This is a genomic window from Bifidobacterium tibiigranuli, from assembly GCF_022655035.1.
In the GTDB taxonomy this organism is placed as follows: Bacteria; Actinomycetota; Actinomycetes; order Actinomycetales; family Bifidobacteriaceae; genus Bifidobacterium; species Bifidobacterium tibiigranuli_A.
Genome location: NZ_JALCUA010000004.1, coordinates 128,806 through 149,357 on the forward strand (window position 1 = coordinate 128,806; position 20,552 = coordinate 149,357).

At 56.9% G+C, this 20,552-nt stretch carries 14 protein-coding genes and 1 other RNA gene; 12 read left to right on the plus strand and 3 right to left on the minus strand.

All coding sequences use genetic code 11. The features are described from left to right. Positions 1–125: 125 nt before the first annotated feature. The 4 genes from LKK40_RS06200 to LKK40_RS06215 all read left to right on the plus strand — a co-directional run bounded on the left by LKK40_RS06200 (position 126) and on the right by LKK40_RS06215 (position 4,263). Positions 126–1,031, plus strand: coding sequence for a MetQ/NlpA family ABC transporter substrate-binding protein (locus LKK40_RS06200; RefSeq protein WP_423773203.1), 906 nt, complete (start codon positions 126–128; stop codon positions 1,029–1,031). Between the two features lie 176 nt (positions 1,032–1,207). After that, positions 1,208–2,305: a methionine ABC transporter ATP-binding protein gene (locus LKK40_RS06205; RefSeq protein WP_273192446.1), complete on the plus strand. Its 1,098-nt coding sequence runs from the start codon at positions 1,208–1,210 to the stop codon at positions 2,303–2,305. Next, complete coding sequence (locus LKK40_RS06210) at positions 2,302–2,961, plus strand: methionine ABC transporter permease (RefSeq protein WP_273192449.1); 660 nt, start codon at positions 2,302–2,304, stop codon at positions 2,959–2,961. Before LKK40_RS06205 ends, LKK40_RS06210 begins: the two co-directional genes overlap by 4 nt. A gap of 69 nt (positions 2,962–3,030) precedes the next feature. Further along, a complete protein-coding gene (locus LKK40_RS06215) occupies positions 3,031–4,263 on the plus strand; it encodes a pyridoxal phosphate-dependent aminotransferase (RefSeq protein WP_434735125.1) in 1,233 nt (410 codons plus the stop codon). A 453-nt stretch (positions 4,264–4,716) separates the two neighbouring features. Here LKK40_RS06215 and LKK40_RS06220 read toward each other — a convergent pair whose 3' ends face one another. Next, the gene (locus tag LKK40_RS06220; RefSeq protein WP_273192451.1) at positions 4,717–5,691 is read right to left on the minus strand and encodes a P1 family peptidase; all 975 of its coding nucleotides are present in this window, start codon (positions 5,689–5,691) and stop codon (positions 4,717–4,719) included. A 442-nt stretch (positions 5,692–6,133) separates the two neighbouring features. On the opposite strand from LKK40_RS06220, the gene LKK40_RS06225 reads away from it, so the two are divergent. The 5 genes from LKK40_RS06225 to LKK40_RS06245 all read left to right on the plus strand — a co-directional run bounded on the left by LKK40_RS06225 (position 6,134) and on the right by LKK40_RS06245 (position 13,027). Further along, a complete protein-coding gene (locus tag LKK40_RS06225) occupies positions 6,134–7,543 on the plus strand; it encodes an amidase (protein ID WP_304309899.1) in 1,410 nt (469 codons plus the stop codon). 186 nt (positions 7,544–7,729) lie between these two features. Then, positions 7,730–9,253: an ABC transporter substrate-binding protein gene (locus tag LKK40_RS06230; protein WP_304309900.1), complete on the plus strand. Its 1,524-nt coding sequence runs from the start codon at positions 7,730–7,732 to the stop codon at positions 9,251–9,253. Positions 9,254–9,402: 149 nt separating this feature from the next. Next, positions 9,403–10,344 (plus strand): ABC transporter permease, encoded by a 942-nt coding sequence (locus tag LKK40_RS06235; RefSeq protein ID WP_273192458.1) that lies wholly within the window; start codon positions 9,403–9,405, stop codon positions 10,342–10,344. A 2-nt stretch (positions 10,345–10,346) separates the two neighbouring features. Further along, a complete protein-coding gene (locus tag LKK40_RS06240; protein ID WP_304309901.1) occupies positions 10,347–11,207 on the plus strand; it encodes an ABC transporter permease in 861 nt (286 codons plus the stop codon). After that, positions 11,204–13,027 (plus strand): dipeptide ABC transporter ATP-binding protein, encoded by a 1,824-nt coding sequence (locus LKK40_RS06245; protein ID WP_304309902.1) that lies wholly within the window; start codon positions 11,204–11,206, stop codon positions 13,025–13,027. The genes LKK40_RS06240 and LKK40_RS06245 overlap by 4 nt, the downstream gene beginning before the upstream one ends. Positions 13,028–13,284: 257 nt before the next feature. Here LKK40_RS06245 and LKK40_RS06250 read toward each other — a convergent pair whose 3' ends face one another. After that, positions 13,285–15,621: a transglycosylase domain-containing protein gene (locus tag LKK40_RS06250; protein WP_304309903.1), complete on the minus strand. Its 2,337-nt coding sequence runs from the start codon at positions 15,619–15,621 to the stop codon at positions 13,285–13,287. 232 nt (positions 15,622–15,853) lie between these two features. Here LKK40_RS06250 and LKK40_RS06255 point away from each other — a divergent pair, with 232 nt between their 5' ends. Next, positions 15,854–16,996, plus strand: coding sequence for an inositol-3-phosphate synthase (locus LKK40_RS06255; RefSeq protein ID WP_024463269.1), 1,143 nt, complete (start codon positions 15,854–15,856; stop codon positions 16,994–16,996). Between the two features lie 189 nt (positions 16,997–17,185). On the opposite strand, the gene glf is transcribed toward LKK40_RS06255, so the two are convergent. Further along, positions 17,186–18,346 carry a UDP-galactopyranose mutase gene (gene glf, locus LKK40_RS06260; RefSeq protein WP_304309904.1) on the minus strand — a complete coding sequence of 387 codons (1,161 nt, stop codon included), beginning with the start codon at positions 18,344–18,346 and terminating at the stop codon, positions 17,186–17,188. A 391-nt stretch (positions 18,347–18,737) separates the two neighbouring features. Between glf and ffs the strand changes: the two genes are divergently transcribed. Together ffs and LKK40_RS06270 are read left to right on the plus strand one after the other, a co-directional pair. Continuing rightward, positions 18,738–18,834: signal recognition particle sRNA small type (ffs, locus tag LKK40_RS06265), an RNA gene on the plus strand. 92 nt (positions 18,835–18,926) lie between these two features. Then, positions 18,927–20,489 (plus strand): phosphatase PAP2 family protein, encoded by a 1,563-nt coding sequence (locus tag LKK40_RS06270; protein WP_304309905.1) that lies wholly within the window; start codon positions 18,927–18,929, stop codon positions 20,487–20,489. Positions 20,490–20,552: the final 63 nt, after the last annotated feature.

The window sequence follows — 20,552 nt, forward strand, 5'->3', positions numbered from 1 at the left end:
CGGCTGGCGCAGGACAGATACAGCCAAACGTTTTCAGTCAGTAGCTCGGGAATATTCCAACCATCAACCAGCGTCAGCCGGCCAGCAGCCGTCACAACGCCAACCATCAACGTAAGGATCACATCATGTCCATCTTCACCACGAATAACCAGAATCGCGACGCACGCCGAACCCCGTCCCGAGTCGTCGTCAACGTCAGGCGCATCGCCGCCGCAGCGCTCGCCATGATCACGCTGGCGTCCGCAGCAGCTTGCGGCAGTGCTTCCAGCGATAATCTCAGCAGTGCTCCGAAGAAGAGCCAGACCACTAAGATCGTCGTCGGCGTATGCCCCGGTCCTTACGGCGACATGGTCAACAAGGTCATCGCGCCGCTGCTCAAGGACGACGGCTACGAGCTGAGCACGAAGCTGTTCAACGACTATGTCCAGCCCAACAAGGCGCTGGCATCGGGCAGCCTGCAGGCCAACCTGTTCCAGCACAGCAACTATCTCAATAAATTCAAAGCCGACAACAACCTCGCCCTGACCTCGCTGGGTCAGGTGCCGACGCTGGGTCTGGGCATCTATTCGCACAAGTACAAGTCGGTTAGCGAGATCAAGGACGGCTCCACCGTCTCGATCGCCAGCGACGGCAGCAATCTCGCTCGCTCGCTCGGCGTGCTTGAGCAGCAGAAGCTCGTGACGCTCAAGGGCAACGTGGACCCGACCAAGGCCACCGTCAACGACATCGCCACGAATCCGAAGAATCTGGTCATCAAGCCGCTGGACGCCGCCCAGCTCGCGCGCTCGCTGAGCACCGTCGACGTGAGCCTGGTTCCCGGCAACTTCGCCTGGGCCGCAGGGCTCAAGCCCAAGGAGGCGCTGGCGATGGAGAAGCAGTCCGAGGGCGTGATCAACATATTCGTGGTCAACACCAAGGATGCCAACAGCGATTTCGGCAAGAAGACCAAGGCGCTGCTGGTGAGCGACAAGTTCAAGAAGGCGATCGCAAACAGCGAGTTCGCAGACTTCGGCAAGCCGACGACTTGGTGATTGCACTGTGATGACCGCATAGCCTTGGCCGTCGCCCCGGATGCAGCATTGCGCCGGGGCGACGGTTTCGATTCCAACGGTTTTCTGCGGTTTCGGTTTACAGGGATGCGGGACAATACATAGCGGCACGATAGGCGGCGTAACAGCTGCGAACAACGCGAGGCAGGGCATAAGGCATGGCAATCATCGAACTGAAGGATGTGTCCGTCACCTTTCATGAGGGCGACCGCACCATCGAAGCGGTCAGACAGGTCAATCTCAGCGTCAGCAAGGGCGAGATATTCGGTATTGTGGGATTCTCCGGCGCGGGCAAAAGCACGCTGGTGCGGACCATCAACCTGTTGGAGCGGCCCACCTCGGGGCAGGTGCTGCTTGACGGGCATGACATCACGCAGGCGAAGGGCGGCGCGCTGCGCGACGTGCGCAAACGCATCGGCTTCATCTTCCAGTCGTTCAATCTGATTGGCAATGTGAGTGTAGGCAGGAACATCGAATTCGCGCTCAAGGCGGGCAATTGCCCGAAGCGTGAATGGAGCGCCCGCGTCGCGCAGCTGCTTGCTCTTGTCGGGCTGGAAAGCAAGGCCGACAGCTACCCGTCCAGTCTGTCCGGCGGCCAGCAGCAACGCGTCTCCATCGCGCGCGCCCTGGCCAACAACCCGGAGATACTGCTGTGCGACGAGGCCACCAGCGCCCTGGATTTGGAGACGACCGGCGAAATCCTCGGCCTACTGCAGCGCATCAACCGCGAGCTGGGCATCACCATCGTGTTCATTACCCATCAGCTCGACGTGGCCAAGCAGATATTCGACCATGTCGCGGTGATGGAGGAGGGCCACATCGTCGAGCAGGGCGAGACCTTCGATATCTTCGGCGCTCCGCAGCACCCCACCACTCGCGCGCTGGTCGAGCGGTATCTGGGCGTTGCTGTGCCGCCGCAGCTCGTGCCTTCGCTGCCTGACGGCACGATCGTCGAGCTGCGCTACAAGGGCGAGGATGCGCTTGAGCCGCTGATCAGCGCGGTGGCCCGCCGCTACGATGTGGCGATCAACGTGCTGCATGCGAATGTGGAATACTTCGGCGCGCAGGCCATCGGCGTGCTGCTGGTGCTGGTTTCCGGGCCGGACGACGCGCTGCGCTCCGCGCTTGAGACGCTGCGCTCACGGGTCTTCGGATTCCGCGAGCTTGACCGGGAATCCATAGGGCGAGTTGATGCCGGCGATTCCGCATCGCTGAGTGCCAGTGAAAACGATGAAGAAGGGGAGTCCCGAGCATGAACGATACCATTGATATCCTGCGCACCAATCTTGGCAAGGCGCTGACCGACACTGCCTACATGGTCGCGGTCTCCACGGTTATCGGCGTGGTTCTGGGAACGCTGGTGGCGCTGCTGCTGTACGTGACCAGAAACCGGCTGTTCCTGCCGAATCGCGCGGTGAACGCGGTCGTCGGCGTCATCGTCAACGCCATCCGTTCGCTGCCGTTCTTGATTCTCATGGTCGTGCTCATCCCTGTGGTCCAACTGCTCATCGGCGACCCTTACACGCCCACCGGCGGTGCCATATCGCTCTCCATCGCCGCCGTGCCCTTCTTCGCCCGCGTCGCGGAAAGCGCGTTCAGCGAGGTCGACTCAGGTTTGCTGGAAGCCGCCGTCTCCACCGGCGCGACCATGCGGCAGATCATCGTAGGCGCGGTGTTTCCGCAGGCGCTGCCGTCATTCATCCGCGGCGTAGTGCTCACGATTATCTCGCTGATCGGCTATTCGGCTATGGTCGGCACGATTGGCGCGGGCGGCATCGGCGACATGGCCATACAATACGGCTACAATCGCTATGAGACCGGCGTTCTGGTAGCGATTGTCGTCATCCTGATCGTGCTGGTGCAGCTCATCCAATGGGCGGGTGACGCCCTCGCCCGGCGCGTCACGCACTGATTACGGCCAACGTTGATTGCAGCCGGCACTGATTACGGTTGGCATAGAGGCATAGAAAGGATTGCCCATATGGTTTCATCTGTGGTTTCGTCTGCTTCGTCCGGGGCATCAGCATCGCAGACCTGCCCGGTTCCCTTTGCTCCGATAGCAGAATCCATACCGCCCAACGTGTTCGCGGTTATGGATGGCAAAGTCGCCAAGGCGGTCGCGCAGGGGGCGGACGTGATCGACCTGGCGAAAGGCAATCCGGACGCCTACCCGGCGCAGTTCATCCGTGACGAGGCCAAGCGGGCCGTGGACGATCCGCTCAACGCCCGGTATACGTCCTTCGACGGCAAGCCGGAGTTCCTTGAGGCGGCGGCCAAGTGGTACCAGCGTGAACATGGTGTGTCGCTCGATTGGCCGACGCAATTATTCGCGGTCGAAGGAGCCGTCGACGCGCTTGCGGGATTGTATGCGATTCTCATCGAACCGGGCGATGCGGTGGCCTTTGCAGACCCGTATTATCCTTCGTACCATTGCATGGCGCGCATGTGCCGAGCCGAAGAGGTGCTGCTGCCGGCACGCGAGAATCTTGGCTTCCTGCCCGATTTGGACGCCGTGCCCGATGAGACTTGGGACCGCGTCAAGCTGCTGGTATTGAACTACCCGAACAATCCCACCGGTGCGCAGGCCCCGCTTGAGTTCCTGCAGCATGCGGCCGAACTGGCCAGGCAGCACCGTTTCGTCATCGTGCACGACTACGCCTACTGCGGGCTTGGCGTGGGAGACTCCGGCCCTGACGCCCAGCAGCACAGCATCCTCGAGGTTCCGGGAGCGTGCGATGTGACGGTCGAGGTGTGCTCACTGTCGAAGATGTACGCCATGGCCGGCTGGCGCGCCGGATTCGTCGCCGGCAACACGGCCATCGTCGACCGCCTGAAGCATTACCACTATCAGATGGGCTCCATGATAACCGGCAGCGTGCAGGACGCCGGCACGGTCGCGCTGGACAGCGACCAGAGCTGTGTGGCCGAGCTGGCCGATCTCTACGCCCGCAGACGCAGCATTGTGGCCCAGGGACTCGAACGAGCCGGATTACAGGTCTTCGATTCGCCCGGCGGCATCTACGTATGGGCGAAAGTTCCAAGCGATTGGGACGGCGACCGCATGGCCGACTACCTGCTGGACAAGGCGCAGGTCGCGGTCCTCCCCGGTTCCTGCTTCGGCACCGTCGGCCTCGATTACGTCCGCCTCAGCCTCCTCAAGCCCCAAGAGCAGCTGCAACAGGCCGTCGAGCGGATTGCTGCAGTGCTGGGGTAGCGGTTCGGCACGGAGCGTTGGGATTTTCCGGTCATCTGCCCACATCAGGGGGATATCGGCGCTATCCGTAGCTGATCGGCGGCTCTGCCGAGGCCTATCTACCTTATTTGCGGCACCGATATCGACTTATCGCCCATGCTGGCGGTCCAAAATGGCCATTGTTGGCCTCGTTACACTCTCGGCGTCACGAAACGGTGCTACGAATAAGGCAGTTAGGACTCCGCAGCTATCGAGATATGCCACAAATAAGGCCGATAAAGAAGATTTTGCTGTGTTCTGCCGCGCTGCGGTTACCTCGTTGTATTTCGTGTCATGTTATAAACTCTGAATCGTGCGAATAGGCAAAATGGTATTGAGGTATTACTTCGCTAATTTGGATTTTCGTAGAAGGACGATTCTGTTATAGGACCACGGTTCGTCGGCCAGAACTGCTGCACAGCAGAGCCCGCCCTTTTACAGGTGAAGATCGTGGTTTGAAGGCAGTCCATAAGCACCTTGTGCGCTGTAAGTCGCCACTTCTATGGCATTTTCTATGACATAGGCCGCCAATGTGCCAACGATGTCTGGGTTCGCTGCAACATGTCCTGTTGAAATAGCATAGATTGAGTCACCATCAGAAGAAGTATGTACTGGCCGAATTGTTCGTGCGTAGCCGTTATGTGCCATTTCAGCTATTTTTGTTAGTTCTGTCTTATTGAATTGGGCGTTGGTAAAGACCGCGCCTAGAGTTGTATTTCCTTGAGGAAGGCCCTGATTGGCCTCAGCGGTCTTGGCATCGTCCATCATGCTGGCAAAGGTTGATTCTAATTCTGCTCCTGAAGAGCCTCGCATCCCAGCGATTGCAGTATTGGTGCCAGCCTTATATATGTCGCCAAGAGCGTTAAGCGCCACGACTGCACCGATTCGTATCGGCCCAAGTTCGATCGCATACGATCCGATTCCTGTTTTCATGGCATGACGTGGACCATGATATTTTCCCACCGAACAGCCGGTGCCGGCACCCACGTTTCCATTTTGAAATGGCGCAGTCGTGGCTCGCTGGCTTGCAATGTACAGATCCTGGGCTGTTGGATACGCTTTGGAATCGGCAATAGGCAAATCGAAGAGACATGATTGGCATACTAATGGTACACAGTTGGTTCCAATATGCACGCCTACGTCACTCTCCTCAAGGAATCGCATGACTCCTTCGGCCGCTGCCAAGCCATATGCTGAGCCTCCTGAAAGCACCAAGGCGTTGATGCCTTGTGCGGCAGCAACTGGGGCAAGCAGTGGAGTTTCGCGGCTTGCTGGACCACCTCCTCGGATTGAGACGCCAGCCGGACTGGCAGAGTTAAAAAGGAATACGGTCGCACCCGTTCCGGCTATTGCATTGGTGAAATGAGAATATGTGAATCCCCGCACATCAACGACGTTAATATGTCTCATGGTGGCTCCTGGCTCTGGCGGAATGATACCGCTTACGATATCTGCGTCGTATTATGCTATACATTTCGCCTGCTGAATCCGATGGGACTGCTATTTTGCCGCTATTTTGATGGTGAGCGAAGAGGATGGGTCGGAATGTTATTCTCATTGATTTGACGCTACGAAGGACAGTGCGTTAACCGATTTGAAACTGAGTGATATCGCAGAGAAATGTACAACCCTTAAGGTGAAAACCACTTCAAATCAACGATTAAAGATATCTTTCGATATTTATTCTAGGAGGGTTTTGTGGAACAAGTTTAGGGAATAATGGCACGGCTTACGGCATAGCACATCGTTGAGGTGGCGCTGATGCAAAAGTGTCATGGGCATATTTGTGGAAACAATTTTTATAAAGCGCCGCAGCGCTTTGCTTCGTAGACGCACAAGGAGACACAAAACAATGGATATTGACGATTTCTCCGTGAATGACTTCACGACAGCATATAGAAATGGGACTTTGTCGCCAGTTGAAGTGTTGGAGCACAAATCCGATCTGATGGATGCTGCGGAGCCTGTTTTGCACGCTATGGCAAAACGATACGATAACACTCACACAACAATTGAAGATGCGCAGGCGTCTGAGAAGCGTTGGAAACAGGGGAATCCCCTTAGTCCCCTTGATGGCGTCCCCCTCACCATTAAGGAAAACGTCAACGTCAAAGGCGAGGTGACGACCTGGGGATGCAAGGCGTTTGCGGATTCGGAGCCGGCGACCTTGAATTCTCCGGTTTATGATTTACTCAAAAAAACTGGATGCACCATTTTAGGCAAGACCGCGATGCCGGAATGGGGAATGCTTTCATCGGGACTTTCGACGGATCATCCGACAACATGCAATGCGTGGAATGCACAATGGAATCCGGGAGGCTCGAGCGCGGGTGCTGGCTGCGCATCGGCCGCAGGATACTCTCCGATTAATTTCGGCAGCGATATCGGCGGATCGGTACGGTTGCCGGCGAGCTGGAATGGAGTAAGCGGACTTAAGCCTACATTTGGTCGAATCCCTGTCGATCCTCCCTATTTCGGACGTTCAATTGGTGTTCTAGGTCGGCATTTGGATGATATCGCCACTGCAATATCGTTGACTTCGGCATCGGACTGGCGTGATCCCTATAGCCTGCCATCAGCGCAGCCGGGATGGCTCGATGCGCCACAGCGGGATATTCATGATATTACGATTGGTCTGTTGCTCGATGCAGGGGCTGGGGCGCCAGTTAATCCCGAGGTCGCCGAGGCGGTTCTCAAAGTCGCTGACTTTTTTGAAAATGCAGGAGCTAAGGTCGTGAAGCTTCGCCCATTTGTCGATGGAAGTATTGACCTTATCGATATGTTTTGGCGTGCAGGACATTATCGTGATTACGCGGCGCTCAGTCAGGATCGAAAAGATCTGGTGCTTCCATTCATATCGCAATGGTGTATGGCAGGAGCTGACATCTCAAGCGGCCAGGCCGTTCGGGGGAGCGATGAGCAGCTCGCTTTGGCCAAACGGACGCTTGATGCCACCAAAGATGTGGACTTCATCGTCTCGCCGGTTTCTCCTGACGCCACGTATCCCGTTGACTGGCCGATGCCAAGCAACGATGTGGAACATGCGATGTCTCATATTGCATTCTGTCTGCCATATAACATGTCGGGACAGCCTGCCAGCAGTTTGAATTGTGGATTCACGAGTGATCGGCGCCCGATTGGAGTGCAGATTGCAGGGCAGCGATTCGATGAAGCCGGTGTTCTGTGGATGTCGCGACTTTACGAATCTCTCAAACCGGATTCGGCCAAGGTAAATTCTTGGCCACGGATATGGGAATCGTGAATCGTGAACCATAGATCGAGAGGAGGTTCATAACTTTTTTGATTCCAAAGACGGCGAAGGAAAAATCGGCAGCACCGTGTCACGTATATGCATCGAACAAGTGGTTGCGGGGCGCATGATTTGTCGGGTTCTCGCCGATTCGTCGGTGTTATCAAAGACAACGGCATTACAAAGAAAGTTCAAATCATGAGTATACGTAATAACAAGATATTTCGAGTAGGCGCTGCGCTCCTCGTTTCCATGTGTCTATTTGCTACTGCCGCTTGCGCTGGCGGAACTGGAGAATCTTCGAAATCTGCATCGAGTTCCACGGATTTGAAGGTCGGTCTGACTGCTTCCCCAGCGAATCTCGACATAACACAGACCTCAGGCGCGGCTATTCCCCAGGCGCTGATGTACAACGTGTATGAGAGTTTGGTCAAGCTCAACGAGGACGGCAAAACCATTGAACCGCTTCTGGCGAAAAGCTGGTCTGTCAGTGCTGATGGCCTGACCTATAGCTTTAATCTCCAGCCCAAGGTGAAGTTCTCCAACGGAGATCCGTTCGATGCCAAAACAGTGAAATTCAACCTTGAACGACTCAAGGACTGGAAGGCTAATACGCCTACTAACCTTTCGGCCATCGATCATGTTGATGTTGTCTCTGCGACGAAGGCAAATGTAGTTCTCAGCAAACCTGACAGCAATGTTCTCTTCTGGCTTAGCGGCACGCTGGGAGCGATGCTTGACCCAAATGCGCTTGATTCTCTGGCCACTAAGGCCGTGGGCACAGGTCCCTTCCTCATGAAAGGCTACACTGTCGGCAGCAAGCTCAGTTTGCAGCGCAATGACTCCTATTGGGGGAAGAAGCCGTTCTTGAAAACAGCTGAGTTGATGTATTACACCGATACGACATCGTGTTCCAACGCATTGCTGAGCGGTGATATCGACACTATCTATAACTTCACTGCCTATGACCAGTTGGACCGCTTTAAGAGCAATAAGGATTTCCGCGTTGACGTGGGCAACGCCCAAGGAATTCTCGTCCTTTCGATGAATTCCAAAAAGGCGCCATTCGATAATGAATCGCTACGCAAGGCGGTTCTTTATGCGGTCGATCGCAAGGCCATCGTCAATACGGTGCTTAACGGATATGGAAATGTCCTGTCGGCCCCGACCATACCTACTGATTCCTGGTATGAAGATCTGTCGTCCACATATAAGTACGATCCGGCTAAGGCAAAGCAACTTGTTGCCGATTCGAAGGTCTCCAGTCCAACGGTGACGTTCAACGTGCCTAGCTTAGGCTATGCGCAATCCATCTCCCAGCTTGTTAAAACACAGCTTGAGGCGGTTGGATTCAAGGTCAACCTTGTCACTCAGGAGTTTCCTGCTGTCTGGCTGGATAGCACGTTGACCAAGAAACAGTACGACATGACTGCGATTCTGCATGTAGAGCCACGGAACGTCACTAATTACGGGAATCCTGATTATTACTGGAATTACGATAATTCCTCGGTAGGTGAGGCATTCGCCAAAGCTAAGGCCAGCACTGACAATGGCGAGTTCGATTCCTACATGAAGCAGGCAATTGAGCAGATTCAAAAGGATGCGCCGGCGGATTGGCTATATAATCCCAAGCTGGTGGTGGTCACGAAGCAAGATGTATCCGGAATCAATAAGAACGACGTGGGCATATCGCTTGATTTGACCGGTGTGACCCGCTCGTAGATGGGTTTGTTCCATTTAATCTTCATGCGTCTGGACCTGCACGGTCAGCACAGGTTCAGACGCATATTATCTACTGATTTCATGAAATCCCTTGTAACTATTGAGTCGTAACTAACGAAACCTTATATAAAAATTTGGAAGGCGACCATATGAAAAAAATTATCAGGCGTATAGGTATTTTCATTATTACAGTCGCCGTAGCTTCCATAATTGTTTTTCTGCTGCTCTCCGCATTGCCTGGTGATGCGGCCGCTACAAAGTTGGGTACTGAGGCTTCACCTGAGGCAGTGGCTCATCTGCGTCACGATATGGGGCTGGATAGGCCGCTCTACATGCGCTACGCCTCATGGGCAGCAGGTATGCTCCGTGGCAACATGGGCATTTCGCAAAGCTCTGGGGTCAGCATTTCGAGCGATATCTTCCAAGGGCTTCAAGTCACTTTTCTTCTGGTGCTTATTGCTATGCTGATTGCCCTAATCATCGCATTCATCTTTGGTACTTTGGCCGCAGTTCTTCGCGATCGTCCTTCCGGCATGGTTCTCAGCGTGATAAGCCAAATAGGCGTATCGATTCCCGCTTTCCTTGCTGGTCTTCTTTTGGTCATTGTGTTTTCAGTTGCGTTGGGGTGGCTGCCTGCCACAGGGTGGGCGGCACCAGACGACCCTGTTCAGTTCCTCAGGCATGTTGCATTACCAGCATTCTCGTTGGGTTTGGTACAAGGTGCGATTCTTAGCCGCTATGTGCGTTCTGCGGTTCTAGAAGTGACGACTGAGGACTTTATGCGCACTGCGCAGGCGAAGGGTCTCAGTTTCGGCCAAGCATTGCGAAAACATGGAATTCGGAATGCACTTGTTCCAATCATGAATATTGTCGGTGTCGAAACCGCGTCGATTCTCATCGGAGCGGTGGTCGTGGAGAGGGTTTTTGAGATACGTGGATTGGGCAGCCTACTGGTTTCCTCAGTGGAGAACCGTGACCTGCCCGAAGTGCAGGCTATTGTGATGGTTCTTGTCATCATGGTGCTGTTTGTGAATCTGATAGTCGATCTCCTCTCAGCAATCGTCGATCCAAGATTTGGAGGAGAACGATGAGCATGGCAACAACGCAGCCGAAACTGGCGGAAAATCCAGCAGACTACCACCGCCGATTCAACGCTAGCATGGTGGCCGGAGGGATAATGCTAGCCTTAGTGGTCCTTATGGCTTTGGTATCGGTGCTCTGGACTCCTTATGATCCCACCAAAGTCGTCGCCGCTAAATTATTGGCCCCCAGTGCTCAGCACTGGCTAGGAACCGATCGGTTAGGCTATGACGTAACTTCCGTGATTATGTCCGGTGCGCAAACCACCCTTGAAGTCGGTTTGATAGCCGTTGCAGTCGCGGCTCTCATCGGGGTGCCATATGGTATTGCGTGTGGCATGGTCGGTTCGAATGCCGGGCGGTGGCTAATGCGCTGGAATGATGTCGTGCAGGCATTCCCTCCACTGCTGCTCGCTATCATTTTCACAGCGGTCCTAGGACAAAGCACCGTAACAGCCGCTTTGGCGCTTGGTATTGGAGCATCTCCGGCATTTGCGCGGGTTGCTCGTAGTGCTACCTTGCAGATCATGGGACGAGAGTTCATTCTAGGTGCCCGGGCAGCGGATCGAGGAGTTCTTTTTATAGCATGGAAACATGTGCTGCCTAATATTCGAGGGCTTATTATCGTACAGTTATCGGTGAATTTCGCCGTAGCTGTGCTCGCTGAGGCGGGCTTGTCTTATCTCGGCTTGGGCACCCCCGCTCCGGAACCTTCATGGGGGCGATTGCTGAAGGACTCATCGGCAGTCATTTATTCGAATTGGTTCTTAGTGCTGGTTCCCGGCATTGCTATCGCATGGACAGTGCTCGCTTTCAATCTTCTTGGCGATGGCTTACGAGACTTCCTTGACCCACGTTTGGAGGGGCAATCATGACACAGGTACAGCAGGACAACGGCTACTCGCACGAAGACTCCCAAGAAGCGAGAAGAAAACCTGTGCTTAGCATACGCAATTTGAAGGTTTTTTCAGGCGAACGTGAGATCATTCACGGCATCAATTTGGATATTGCCCAAGGGGAACGGTTTGGCCTTATTGGCGAATCCGGCTCAGGCAAGTCACTGACATGTCTGGCAACGATGGGACTGCTTCCGCATGGCTTACGTGCGGAGGGCACAATCCAGCTTTCTGGAAGCTCTGATAACTTGCTTGCCTGTGGTGATGCAGCGATGAGAAAACTGCGCGGCAAAACCGTGTCGATGGTGTTTCAAGAACCCATGACCGCTCTGAATCCTCTGATGACTGTGGGTCGGCAAATTAGCGAGGCCGTCACCATCCATCACTCTTTGCCTGCGACTGAGGTGAAGCAAAAAGTATCCGCGATGCTGGAAAGCGTCGGTCTTGCAGACACGAAACGGGCTGAGTCATCATACCCATTTCAGATGTCTGGCGGCCAACGCCAGCGAGTGATGCTAGCAATGGCAATGATCAATAAGCCGCAGATATTGCTTGCCGACGAGCCGACCACGGCTTTGGACGTCACGGTTCAGCGACAGGTCACAGATTTGATGGCTCAGCAGGTACTCTCTTCTGGTTCTTCATTGCTGTTCATCACGCACGATTTGGGTGTCGTTGCCGGGCTATGCACTCAAGTGGCGATTATGCGTCACGGGCGTATTGTGGAGCAGGGCAAATTAGACGATGTATTTGCCAACCCCCAGCACCCATATACGAAAGCGTTACTTGCCGCAGCACAGTTGCGGAAAAATACAGCCACAAACCGTCTGTTGACATTGGAGGATCTCGAGTCTCAAGATACGGCGAACAAAACTGAGAGCAGGCTAGCGAACGTTATCGACCAGTCGCAAGCAAAGCCTTCATTCACCTTGCGTAGCGACATTCCACATAACATGATTCCCGATGATGAGACTCGCAGCATCGTGTTTAACCGTCTGCCTTCAAACCTTGCCGAGCACAATGAGAACGCTCTTGAAGTCAGTGAATTAGTTAGAGAATACCGGACGCGCACATTCGGGTCTTCGCATACGTTCCAAGCGCTTAAAGGCATATCCTTCGATGTGCATCGGGGTGAAAAATTCGGCATCGTAGGCGAGTCTGGCTGCGGAAAATCGACAACTCTTCGTCTTCTGGGAGCATTGGATCATGCCACAACAGGATCGATTAAATTGTTTGGCAGAGAGGTTGCTGATGGATCGGCAAAAGATGCTTCTTATGTTCATAAAAAAGTTCAGGTGATATTTCAAGATCCGATGGGTTCGCTGGATCCGCGAATGCGTGTCTGGCAAATCATATCCGAACCACTAAAGGGAGTTTCCCGCCATGAGTGTCAAGAACGGTCAGAACAGCTTTTGACCTCAGTAGGACTCGATGCCAGCTGCGCTACTCGATACCCGCATCAGTTCTCAGGCGGTCAACGCCAGCGCATAGCCATCGCCCGGGCGCTCATCACCAAGCCCGAGATACTGCTTGCTGACGAGGCGGTATCTGCTCTCGATGTTTCAGTAAGGGCGCAGGTGCTTAATCTTCTTGCAGATCTCGCAGAAACCTATGAATTTACACTCGTTTTTGTTTCACACGATTTGCACGTCGTTCGGAATCAATGCGATGTCGTCGCTGTTATGCATGCCGGGAGAATCGTCGAATGTGGACCTAGCGATGACATCTATCGGCATCCTCAACATCCCTATACCAAGAAACTTCTCGCGGCCATGCCGTCAATTGATGCCGTTAGCTGATGCTGAGCTGTCGCTCACATGGGTCACATTACATGATATAGACAATTATGCAGCGCTGGCGGTAGAGAAATGAACCTTTGCGTTGTGGCATGTATGGGGCTTGTGATTTCGTCAATTCCATACAGACAAAAAGGATACCGCCTTATTTGTGGCCGATAGAGAAGATTCCGCTGCATGTTGCGGCATCGCGAATATCGTGTTGCGCTTGGCACGTTGGGCGGCAACTCTGCGTTACGAGGTAAGTCGAAACCTCACGGCTACTGCCCAGCCTTGCCTTGCCCTGAGCCAGCATCCCGCTGCGAGTTGTCTGATGCGCCGCCCTGTTTGTTGTCATCTGCAGCCGGCGAGCTTGGCGTAGCTGTCGGCACCGGCACGCTCTGCGAAGGCTCAGGCGTCTGCGTCTGCGTCGGTTGGGGGCTGGCTGGCGTTTGACTCTGCGTGCCCTGATTACTGCCGGTGCTTGGTGATGTGCTCGGCTGCGTCTGCCCGGAGTCGGATTTGGGCGTGGTCCCGTATCCGTACTTGTACTGCGAAATTCCGCCCCCGGTGCCCCAAGTGCCGTTCGGGCCGCCGATCTTGCCGGTGTCGGTGGCGACGGGGAAGGCCTGATTGGGCGTATCCGCCAAAGCCTGCTCCATGTACTTCGTGAACATGTGCACGGGGTAGTCGCTGCCGCCGCTGTAGATGCCGAAGGGCGGAATCGGCTGCGGATTGCCCTTCTGATCGGGGTACCATATGGCGAATACGCTGACCGTGTTCGGCGTGAATCCGACGAAGCTGCCGGCTGTCGCGTCGTTCGCTGTGCCGGATTTGCCGGCCATCGTCTTGCCCACGGCCAGTGCCTCGGTGGCGGTGCCGTACTGCACGGTGCCGGTCATGGCTTTGGTGACCAGCGCGGCGTTGTTCGCTGTGAAGGCCCGCTGCGTCGCGGTGGGGGCCTGATACATGCTCTTGCCGTTCGCGTCGGTCACCTTGGACACGATGTGCAGGGTGGGCTTGTTGCCCTGGTTGGCGATGGTGGCGTAGGCCTGCGCGATGTCCTGCACATGCACGGCATCGTTGCCCAGCACGGTGAAGGGGTTGTCGCCCTTGACGAGACTAGAGCTGATGCCTGCGGCGTTCGCTGTCTGCGCCACCTTCTTGACGCCGACATCCTGCTGCAGGTCCATGTACACCGTGTTCACCGAGTTCGCCGTGGCGCTGTACATGTTGACGTATCCGAAGCTCTGGTTGCCGAAGTTCTGCACCGGGCTGGCGATGCCGGGGAAGCTGCGCGGCGAATTGCCGTTGAAGCTCGTGTTCAGGCTCATGCCCTCCTGCACGGCCGCCAGCAGCGCGAACGGCTTCATCGTGGAGCCGGGCTCATAGGTCGCCTGCGTGGTGTTGTTCAGCTGCTTGGCCAGATAGTCGTCGCCGGCGTACAGCGAGATGATGGACCCGTCCTTGGGATTGACCGACATGGCGCCGGTCTGCAGACCCTGCGGCACGATGCCATTGCCGTCCTGTGACGGGCTCGCCACCTGGAACATGAGGTCCTGCTTGGGCTTGTCGATGGTGGTGACGATTTTGTAGCCGCCGGTGTCCAGCTCCTCTTTGGTGAAGGTCTTGTTTTTGGTGAGCTCCGCGCGCACCATTTCCAGCAGATAGCCCTTCGGCCCGCCGTAGGTGTTCTGCTGGGTGGTCTGCGCGGTCTGCGGGAACTGCGCGGCCGCCGCGTCCTGGCTGCTGATATGGCCATCTTCCTTCATGATGGCTATCACGCGCTCGAAGCGGGTCTGCGCCTGCTTCGGGTTCTCGGCCGGATCCCAGTTGCTGGGGGAGGGGATGATGCCGGCCAGCATGGCGGCCTCGGAGAGGGTCAGGTCCTTCGCGTCCTTATTGAAGTAGGCCTCGGCTGCGGCTTGGATGCCGTAGGCGCCGCGCCCCAGATAGATCGTGTTCATGTAGTTGCACAGCACTTCGTCTTTGCTTTGCGTCTGCGTGATCTTGACCGCCAGTATGGCCTGACGCAGCTTGGCGGCATAGCTTGAGGTCACGGTTTCGCCCATGTAGTACTGCTTGACGTACTGCTGGGTGATGGTGGACCCGCCCTGACGCGAGCTGGTGGTGATGTTGCTCAGGAAGGCACGCCCGATGCCTTTGAAATCGATGCCCTTATCGGTGTAGAAGGAGCGGTTCTCCGACGAGACGATGGCCTGGCCCACGTATTTGGGCAGCGCATCGCAGCTGATGATCTCGCGGTTCTGCTGCGCGAAGGAGCCGAGCTCGGTGGTGCCGTCTGCATAGTAGACCGTGGTTTTGGACGATATCGCGACCTTATCGGCCTGCGGTATGTCGGTGGTTATGTAGAGGTAGGCGAACACGGCGATGCCGGCCAGCAGCAGCGCGCCCGCTATGATGAGCAGCCACTTCAGCACACGGCGGACAGGATGCCGCGGCTTGTTCTTGCGCGGCTTACGCCCTTGGGCACGATGCGATTCATTGGAGTTGCGATGCGATCCCGGATTCGGTGATGCGCCGCCGTGCGACCCTGTCGATCCCCGTGCCGGGGTGCCGTTGGTCCGCGATGAAACGCTGCGAGTCTGAGAAGCCATGCCCACCACCGTAACGGCAGCCCCTGAAAAATACATGCCTGTCAGCGGAATTCTCGCAAATCTTCGCAAATGGCGCTGTCGGGTTGACACGCTTAGGAATTTCACGGTATATAGGGGGCTGTAGGGGGCGACTCGGCGCTTAAATAGCGAATCCAGCAATGCTTCTCCAAGTTGGGCGCTATGCTTAAATGTTGGAATGCGCAACGCGCTACATATATAAAGAGGAGTCAATATGAGCATTCGCGTAGCAATCGCCGGCGTAGGCAACTGCGCCTCGTCGCTGGTGCAGGGCGTCGAATATTACAAGGATACTGCCGATGATGACAAGATCCCCGGACTGATGCACAACAACTTCGGTGGCTACCGCGTGCGGGACATCGAGTTCGTGACCGCCTTCGACGTGGATGCGCTCAAGGTCGGCAAGGATCTGTCCGAGGCGATCAAGGCCTCGCAGAACAACACGATCACGTTCGCCGATGTGCCGAATCTCGGCATCGAGGTGCTGCGTGGGCCGACCCACGATGGCCTGGGCGAGTATTACCGCGAGATGATCGAGGAGTCCTCGGCCGAGCCTGTCGACGTGGTCAAGGAGCTCAAGGACAAGAAGGTCGACGTGCTGGTCAGCTACCTGCCGGTCGGCTCCGAAGAGGCCGACAAGGCCTATGCACAGGCGGCTCTTGACGCGGGCTGCGCCTTCGTCAACTGCCTGCCGGTGTTCATTGCCTCCGATCCCGAGTGGGCGCAGAAGTTCCGCGACGCCGGCCTGCCGATCGTAGGCGACGACATCAAGAGCCAGGTCGGCGCCACCATCACGCACCGCGTCATGGCCCGCCTGTTCGAGGATCGCGGCGTGCGGCTCGACCGCACGTACCAGCTTAATGTCGGCGGCAACATGGACTTCATGAACATGCTGCAGCGCACGCGCCTGGAATCCAAGAAGATCTCGAAGACCCGCGCCGTCACCTCCATCGTGCCGCACGAGATGGAAGGCCACAACGTGCATATCGGCCCGTCCGACTACGTGGCGTGGCTTGACGACCGCAAGCTGGCATTCGTGCGCCTGGAAGGCACGACCTTCGGCGATGTGCCGCTGAACCTTGAGTATCGCCTTGAGGTGTGGGATTCGCCGAACTCGGCCGGCATCGTCATCGATGCGGTGCGCGCCGCGAAGATCGCGCTCGACCGTCATCTCGCCGGCCCGGTGCTCGCGCCGAGCTCCTACTTCATGAAGTCCCCGGCTGTGCAGCATGAGGACAACGAGGCGCGTCAGCTCGTCGAGAAGTTCATCGCCGGTGAGGTCGAGTCGACCGAGGCTCAGCTCAATGCCGACGTGGCCGAGGCGAAAGCCAAAGGCAAGGACGTCTGGCACGCCTGAGCGAGTGGGCTTATGCTCTGTAGGCTAGTGGCTGATGTTGCTGGCTAGCCTACAGAGCCAGTCTGTATATGACAATGGGGGCTGCGCGCGATTCATAACGAATCGCGCGCAGCCCCCATTGATGTATGTGGCTACCGTTCGGCTCACACTTTTTTCAACGTTCGCAAAAAGTGTGAGCCGATTCCTGAGCTACTTCGCGATGAGCGGGTGAATGCGCTTGTCGTAGGCGGTCAGGGCGCTGTTGATGACCTGATGCATGTCGTAGTAGGCGTAGGTGCCCAGCCTGCCGCCGAAGATCACGCCGGGCTCCTTGTCCTCCAGCTGCTTGTACTGCTGGTACAGGTCGCGGTCGCCTTGCGTGTTGACCGGGTAGTATGGCTCGTCGTCACGGCCGGCGGAGCGGCTGTATTCGCGCCACACCACGGTTTTGTCGGGGTTCTGCTGCTCGCGGCGCTCGGGGTTGAAGTTCTTGAACTCGATCGCCCGCGTGTAGGGCACGTCCGCATCCGGGTAGTTCATCACCGGGCAGCCGTAGTGGTCGCCCTCCTCGTAGCGGACCTCCTCGAAGTCCACCGTGCGCCATTTCAGCTCGCCGAGCGCGTAGTCGAAGTAGCGGTCCACCGGGCCAGTGTAGATGATCGGGACCTTGCCCACAAGCGCGGCCTTGTTCAGCGGCTGGCTCTCGTCGAAGAAGTCCACGCCCAAGGTCACATGAATCTTCGGATCGTCGATCATCCGCTCCATCCACGCTGTGTAGCCGTCGGTCGGCAGCCCCTCGTACTTGTCCTTGAAGTAGCGGTTGTCGTAGTTGAAGCGCACCGGCAGACGATTGATGATGCTGGCCGGCAGGTCGGCCGGATCCGTCTGCCACTGCTTGCCCGTGTAGTACTTGAAGAACGCCTCGTAGAGCGGCCGGCCCACCAGCTGGATGCCCTTGTCGTTGAGGTTCTTGGCTTCCACGCCCGCCAGTTCGCCCGCCTGCTCCGCAATGAGCGCCTGGGCCTCCTTCGGCGTGTAGTGCGCGCGGAAGAACTGGTTGATGGTCCCCAGATTCACCGGCAGCGGGAACACCTCGTCCGCATGCGTCGAGTACACGCGGTGCACGTAGTTCGTGAACGAGGTGAAGCGGTTCACATACTCCCACACGCGCTCGTTGGACGTATGGAACAGGTGGGCGCCGTACTGGTGGATCTCCGCGCCGGTCTCCTCATCCATGCGCGAATACGCATTGCCCCCGATATGCGGGCGAATGTCGATGATTTCGACTCGCGCCCCCGCACGTTCAGCCGCCTGCTGCGCCACCGTCAGCCCAAACAAGCCAGCGCCAACCACCACTAGATCCGCATTCATGAATATCCTTCCGTTCCCAATATTCCCATGTGTTCAGTGTCATGAACCATATGCGATGGACTGCTGAAGGCAACAACCGCTTGTCGCAACGCATAATCTCCTTTATATTACCCGCAGGCGCTCCCGTGACTCAATAGCCTGTCGCGCGGCGAGAATGAAAGTCGATTCGCCGGGGTTCTCTGCATCTGACGAATCAACCCGTTTGCATCGTCTTTTATCCGCCAACTCGAGGCTGCCGTACAAAAGGTGACGCAAAATCAGTGCAAAACGTTGCGAAACCTACGGCAGTGGCGCATTAGCGTGCAAAAGGCGACGCAAACTCCTTCGGAAACGTTGCGAAAGCTACGGCAGCCTTGCGTGCCGAAGTGCATCCGAGGGTGGTGTACACTAGGGAAAGCCTCCACGCGGCGCTATGTCACCCAACTCCCCCAGGGCAGGAATGCAGCAAGGGTAAGTGGCCTCTGACGGGTGCGTGGAGGTTTTCACATATTTGACTTATAACCCGCTTATGTGCAAGTTTTGCCGCAACTGCGCGTCTAGCGAATGCATCGTCGCAGGCTTGGCCGTAGAGTCGTGAAATATGAGCGACGAAACAGAATCTGAATTTGAACCCGATGCCGTGGCGCGCGACCCGAACAATCCTGATAACGCCGGCGATATGAGGAATGACGCAGACAGTGCGGATACAGCTGCCGTGACGCCGGAAGATACGGAAGGTGCGGAAGATACAGAGAATGTCGGCAACACGGAGATTGCCGGCAATGCAGATGGCGAACATGGCGCGGCCGAGGCTGACGGTGAAGCTGGCAGCGCAGATAGCACATCTAACGCAGATGACGCATCCGACGCAAGTGACGCGAGCTCAGCCTCACCCAGCGCCCCCATGCCCGTGTTCACGCCGCTGTCTGAGCCCCCGGCATCGGCTGGACTGCCGACATCAGCGTCGCCAGCGGCTTCGAGCCACGGAGCCTTTGCAACGCTCGGAGACGCTTCGCCGCATTCCTTGAAGGCGCAGCCTGGGCAGAGCAATCAGGTAGACGACTTGACAGGCCTGATCGGGTCGCAGGGGCCGCAGGGTCCGCAAGGCCTGCAATCCGGGCAATCCGCACATGATTCGCAAGGTGGCTCCGCATCGCAGGGTGGGCTCAGCTACGATTCCAGCCACGATTCCGACCCTGATCTCGATCTCGACCACGGCCTCGCCCGCCTCGACCCGCTGACCGTGCGCCCGAGAATGTCCAGCCGAGTCCTGTGCGTGACGTTTGCCTTGGTCTTCGCCGCCTTTGCCGCCGGCGTGTGGTGGCTGGGTGTGCACACGATGTCAGGCCAGAACTACGACGATGCCGTGTATACGGGTTTGCGCGGCTCCATCGCCGGCTGGTTCGGTCCGCTGACCACAATGCTTACCAACTCCGCTCTCGTGATTGGGCTGAGCGTCGCCATCATCGTCGTAGCCGTGGCGGTTGCCGCGTTGCGCCGCCGGTGGTGGCTGCTGGGGCAGATGGCCGTTGTCGGACTGCTGTTCTGGGCCGTTCACTATCTTAAGGACGTGCTGCCGCGCCCATTCATCGTCAACACGGCTTCCAGCAAGCTCAATTCCGCGCCGTCCGGCCACACCTTGCTGGCCGCAGCTGCCGGCGTGCTGCTCCTGATTGCGGTCGGTCGAGCCTGGCGGGCGCTCGCAGCGCTGCTGGCTTCCGTCTACGCAGTGCTGGTGGGGCTGTCGGTGATCGTCGGCCAGTGGCATCGTCCGACCGATGTCATCATGGCCATCCTGCTGATCGGCGCGGTGACCCTGCTGGTGCTCGCCTTCACGCGCGCATCCGGCATGGACGCGCCGGGCAAGCGGGCCTCCTCGCCCAGCATACAGATCGTCGCCAGCGTCATGATCACTGCCGGAGTGCTTGGCTGCCTGTACGCGGGCTATATCATCTGGCAGCTCGCGCCCGGGCTGCCCTTGAGCGAGCAGTGGACGCACAGCGGAGCCATCGCCTCGGCGATTGTGCTCATAGCGGCGGCAAGTGCCCTGGTCTTCGGTCTGGTGCTGGCGATGCGCCAGCTGACTGCATCGCCGCTCTCGAAGCTCGGCCTTGTTGGAGCGCCTCCCGAGCCGCCGACCGCACCGCAGCAGAAGGCGAAATAATCTGGAATAATCCGAAATAATCGCCGTGGCAATCACTGGAATTGCTGGCGAAACGCTGAGACG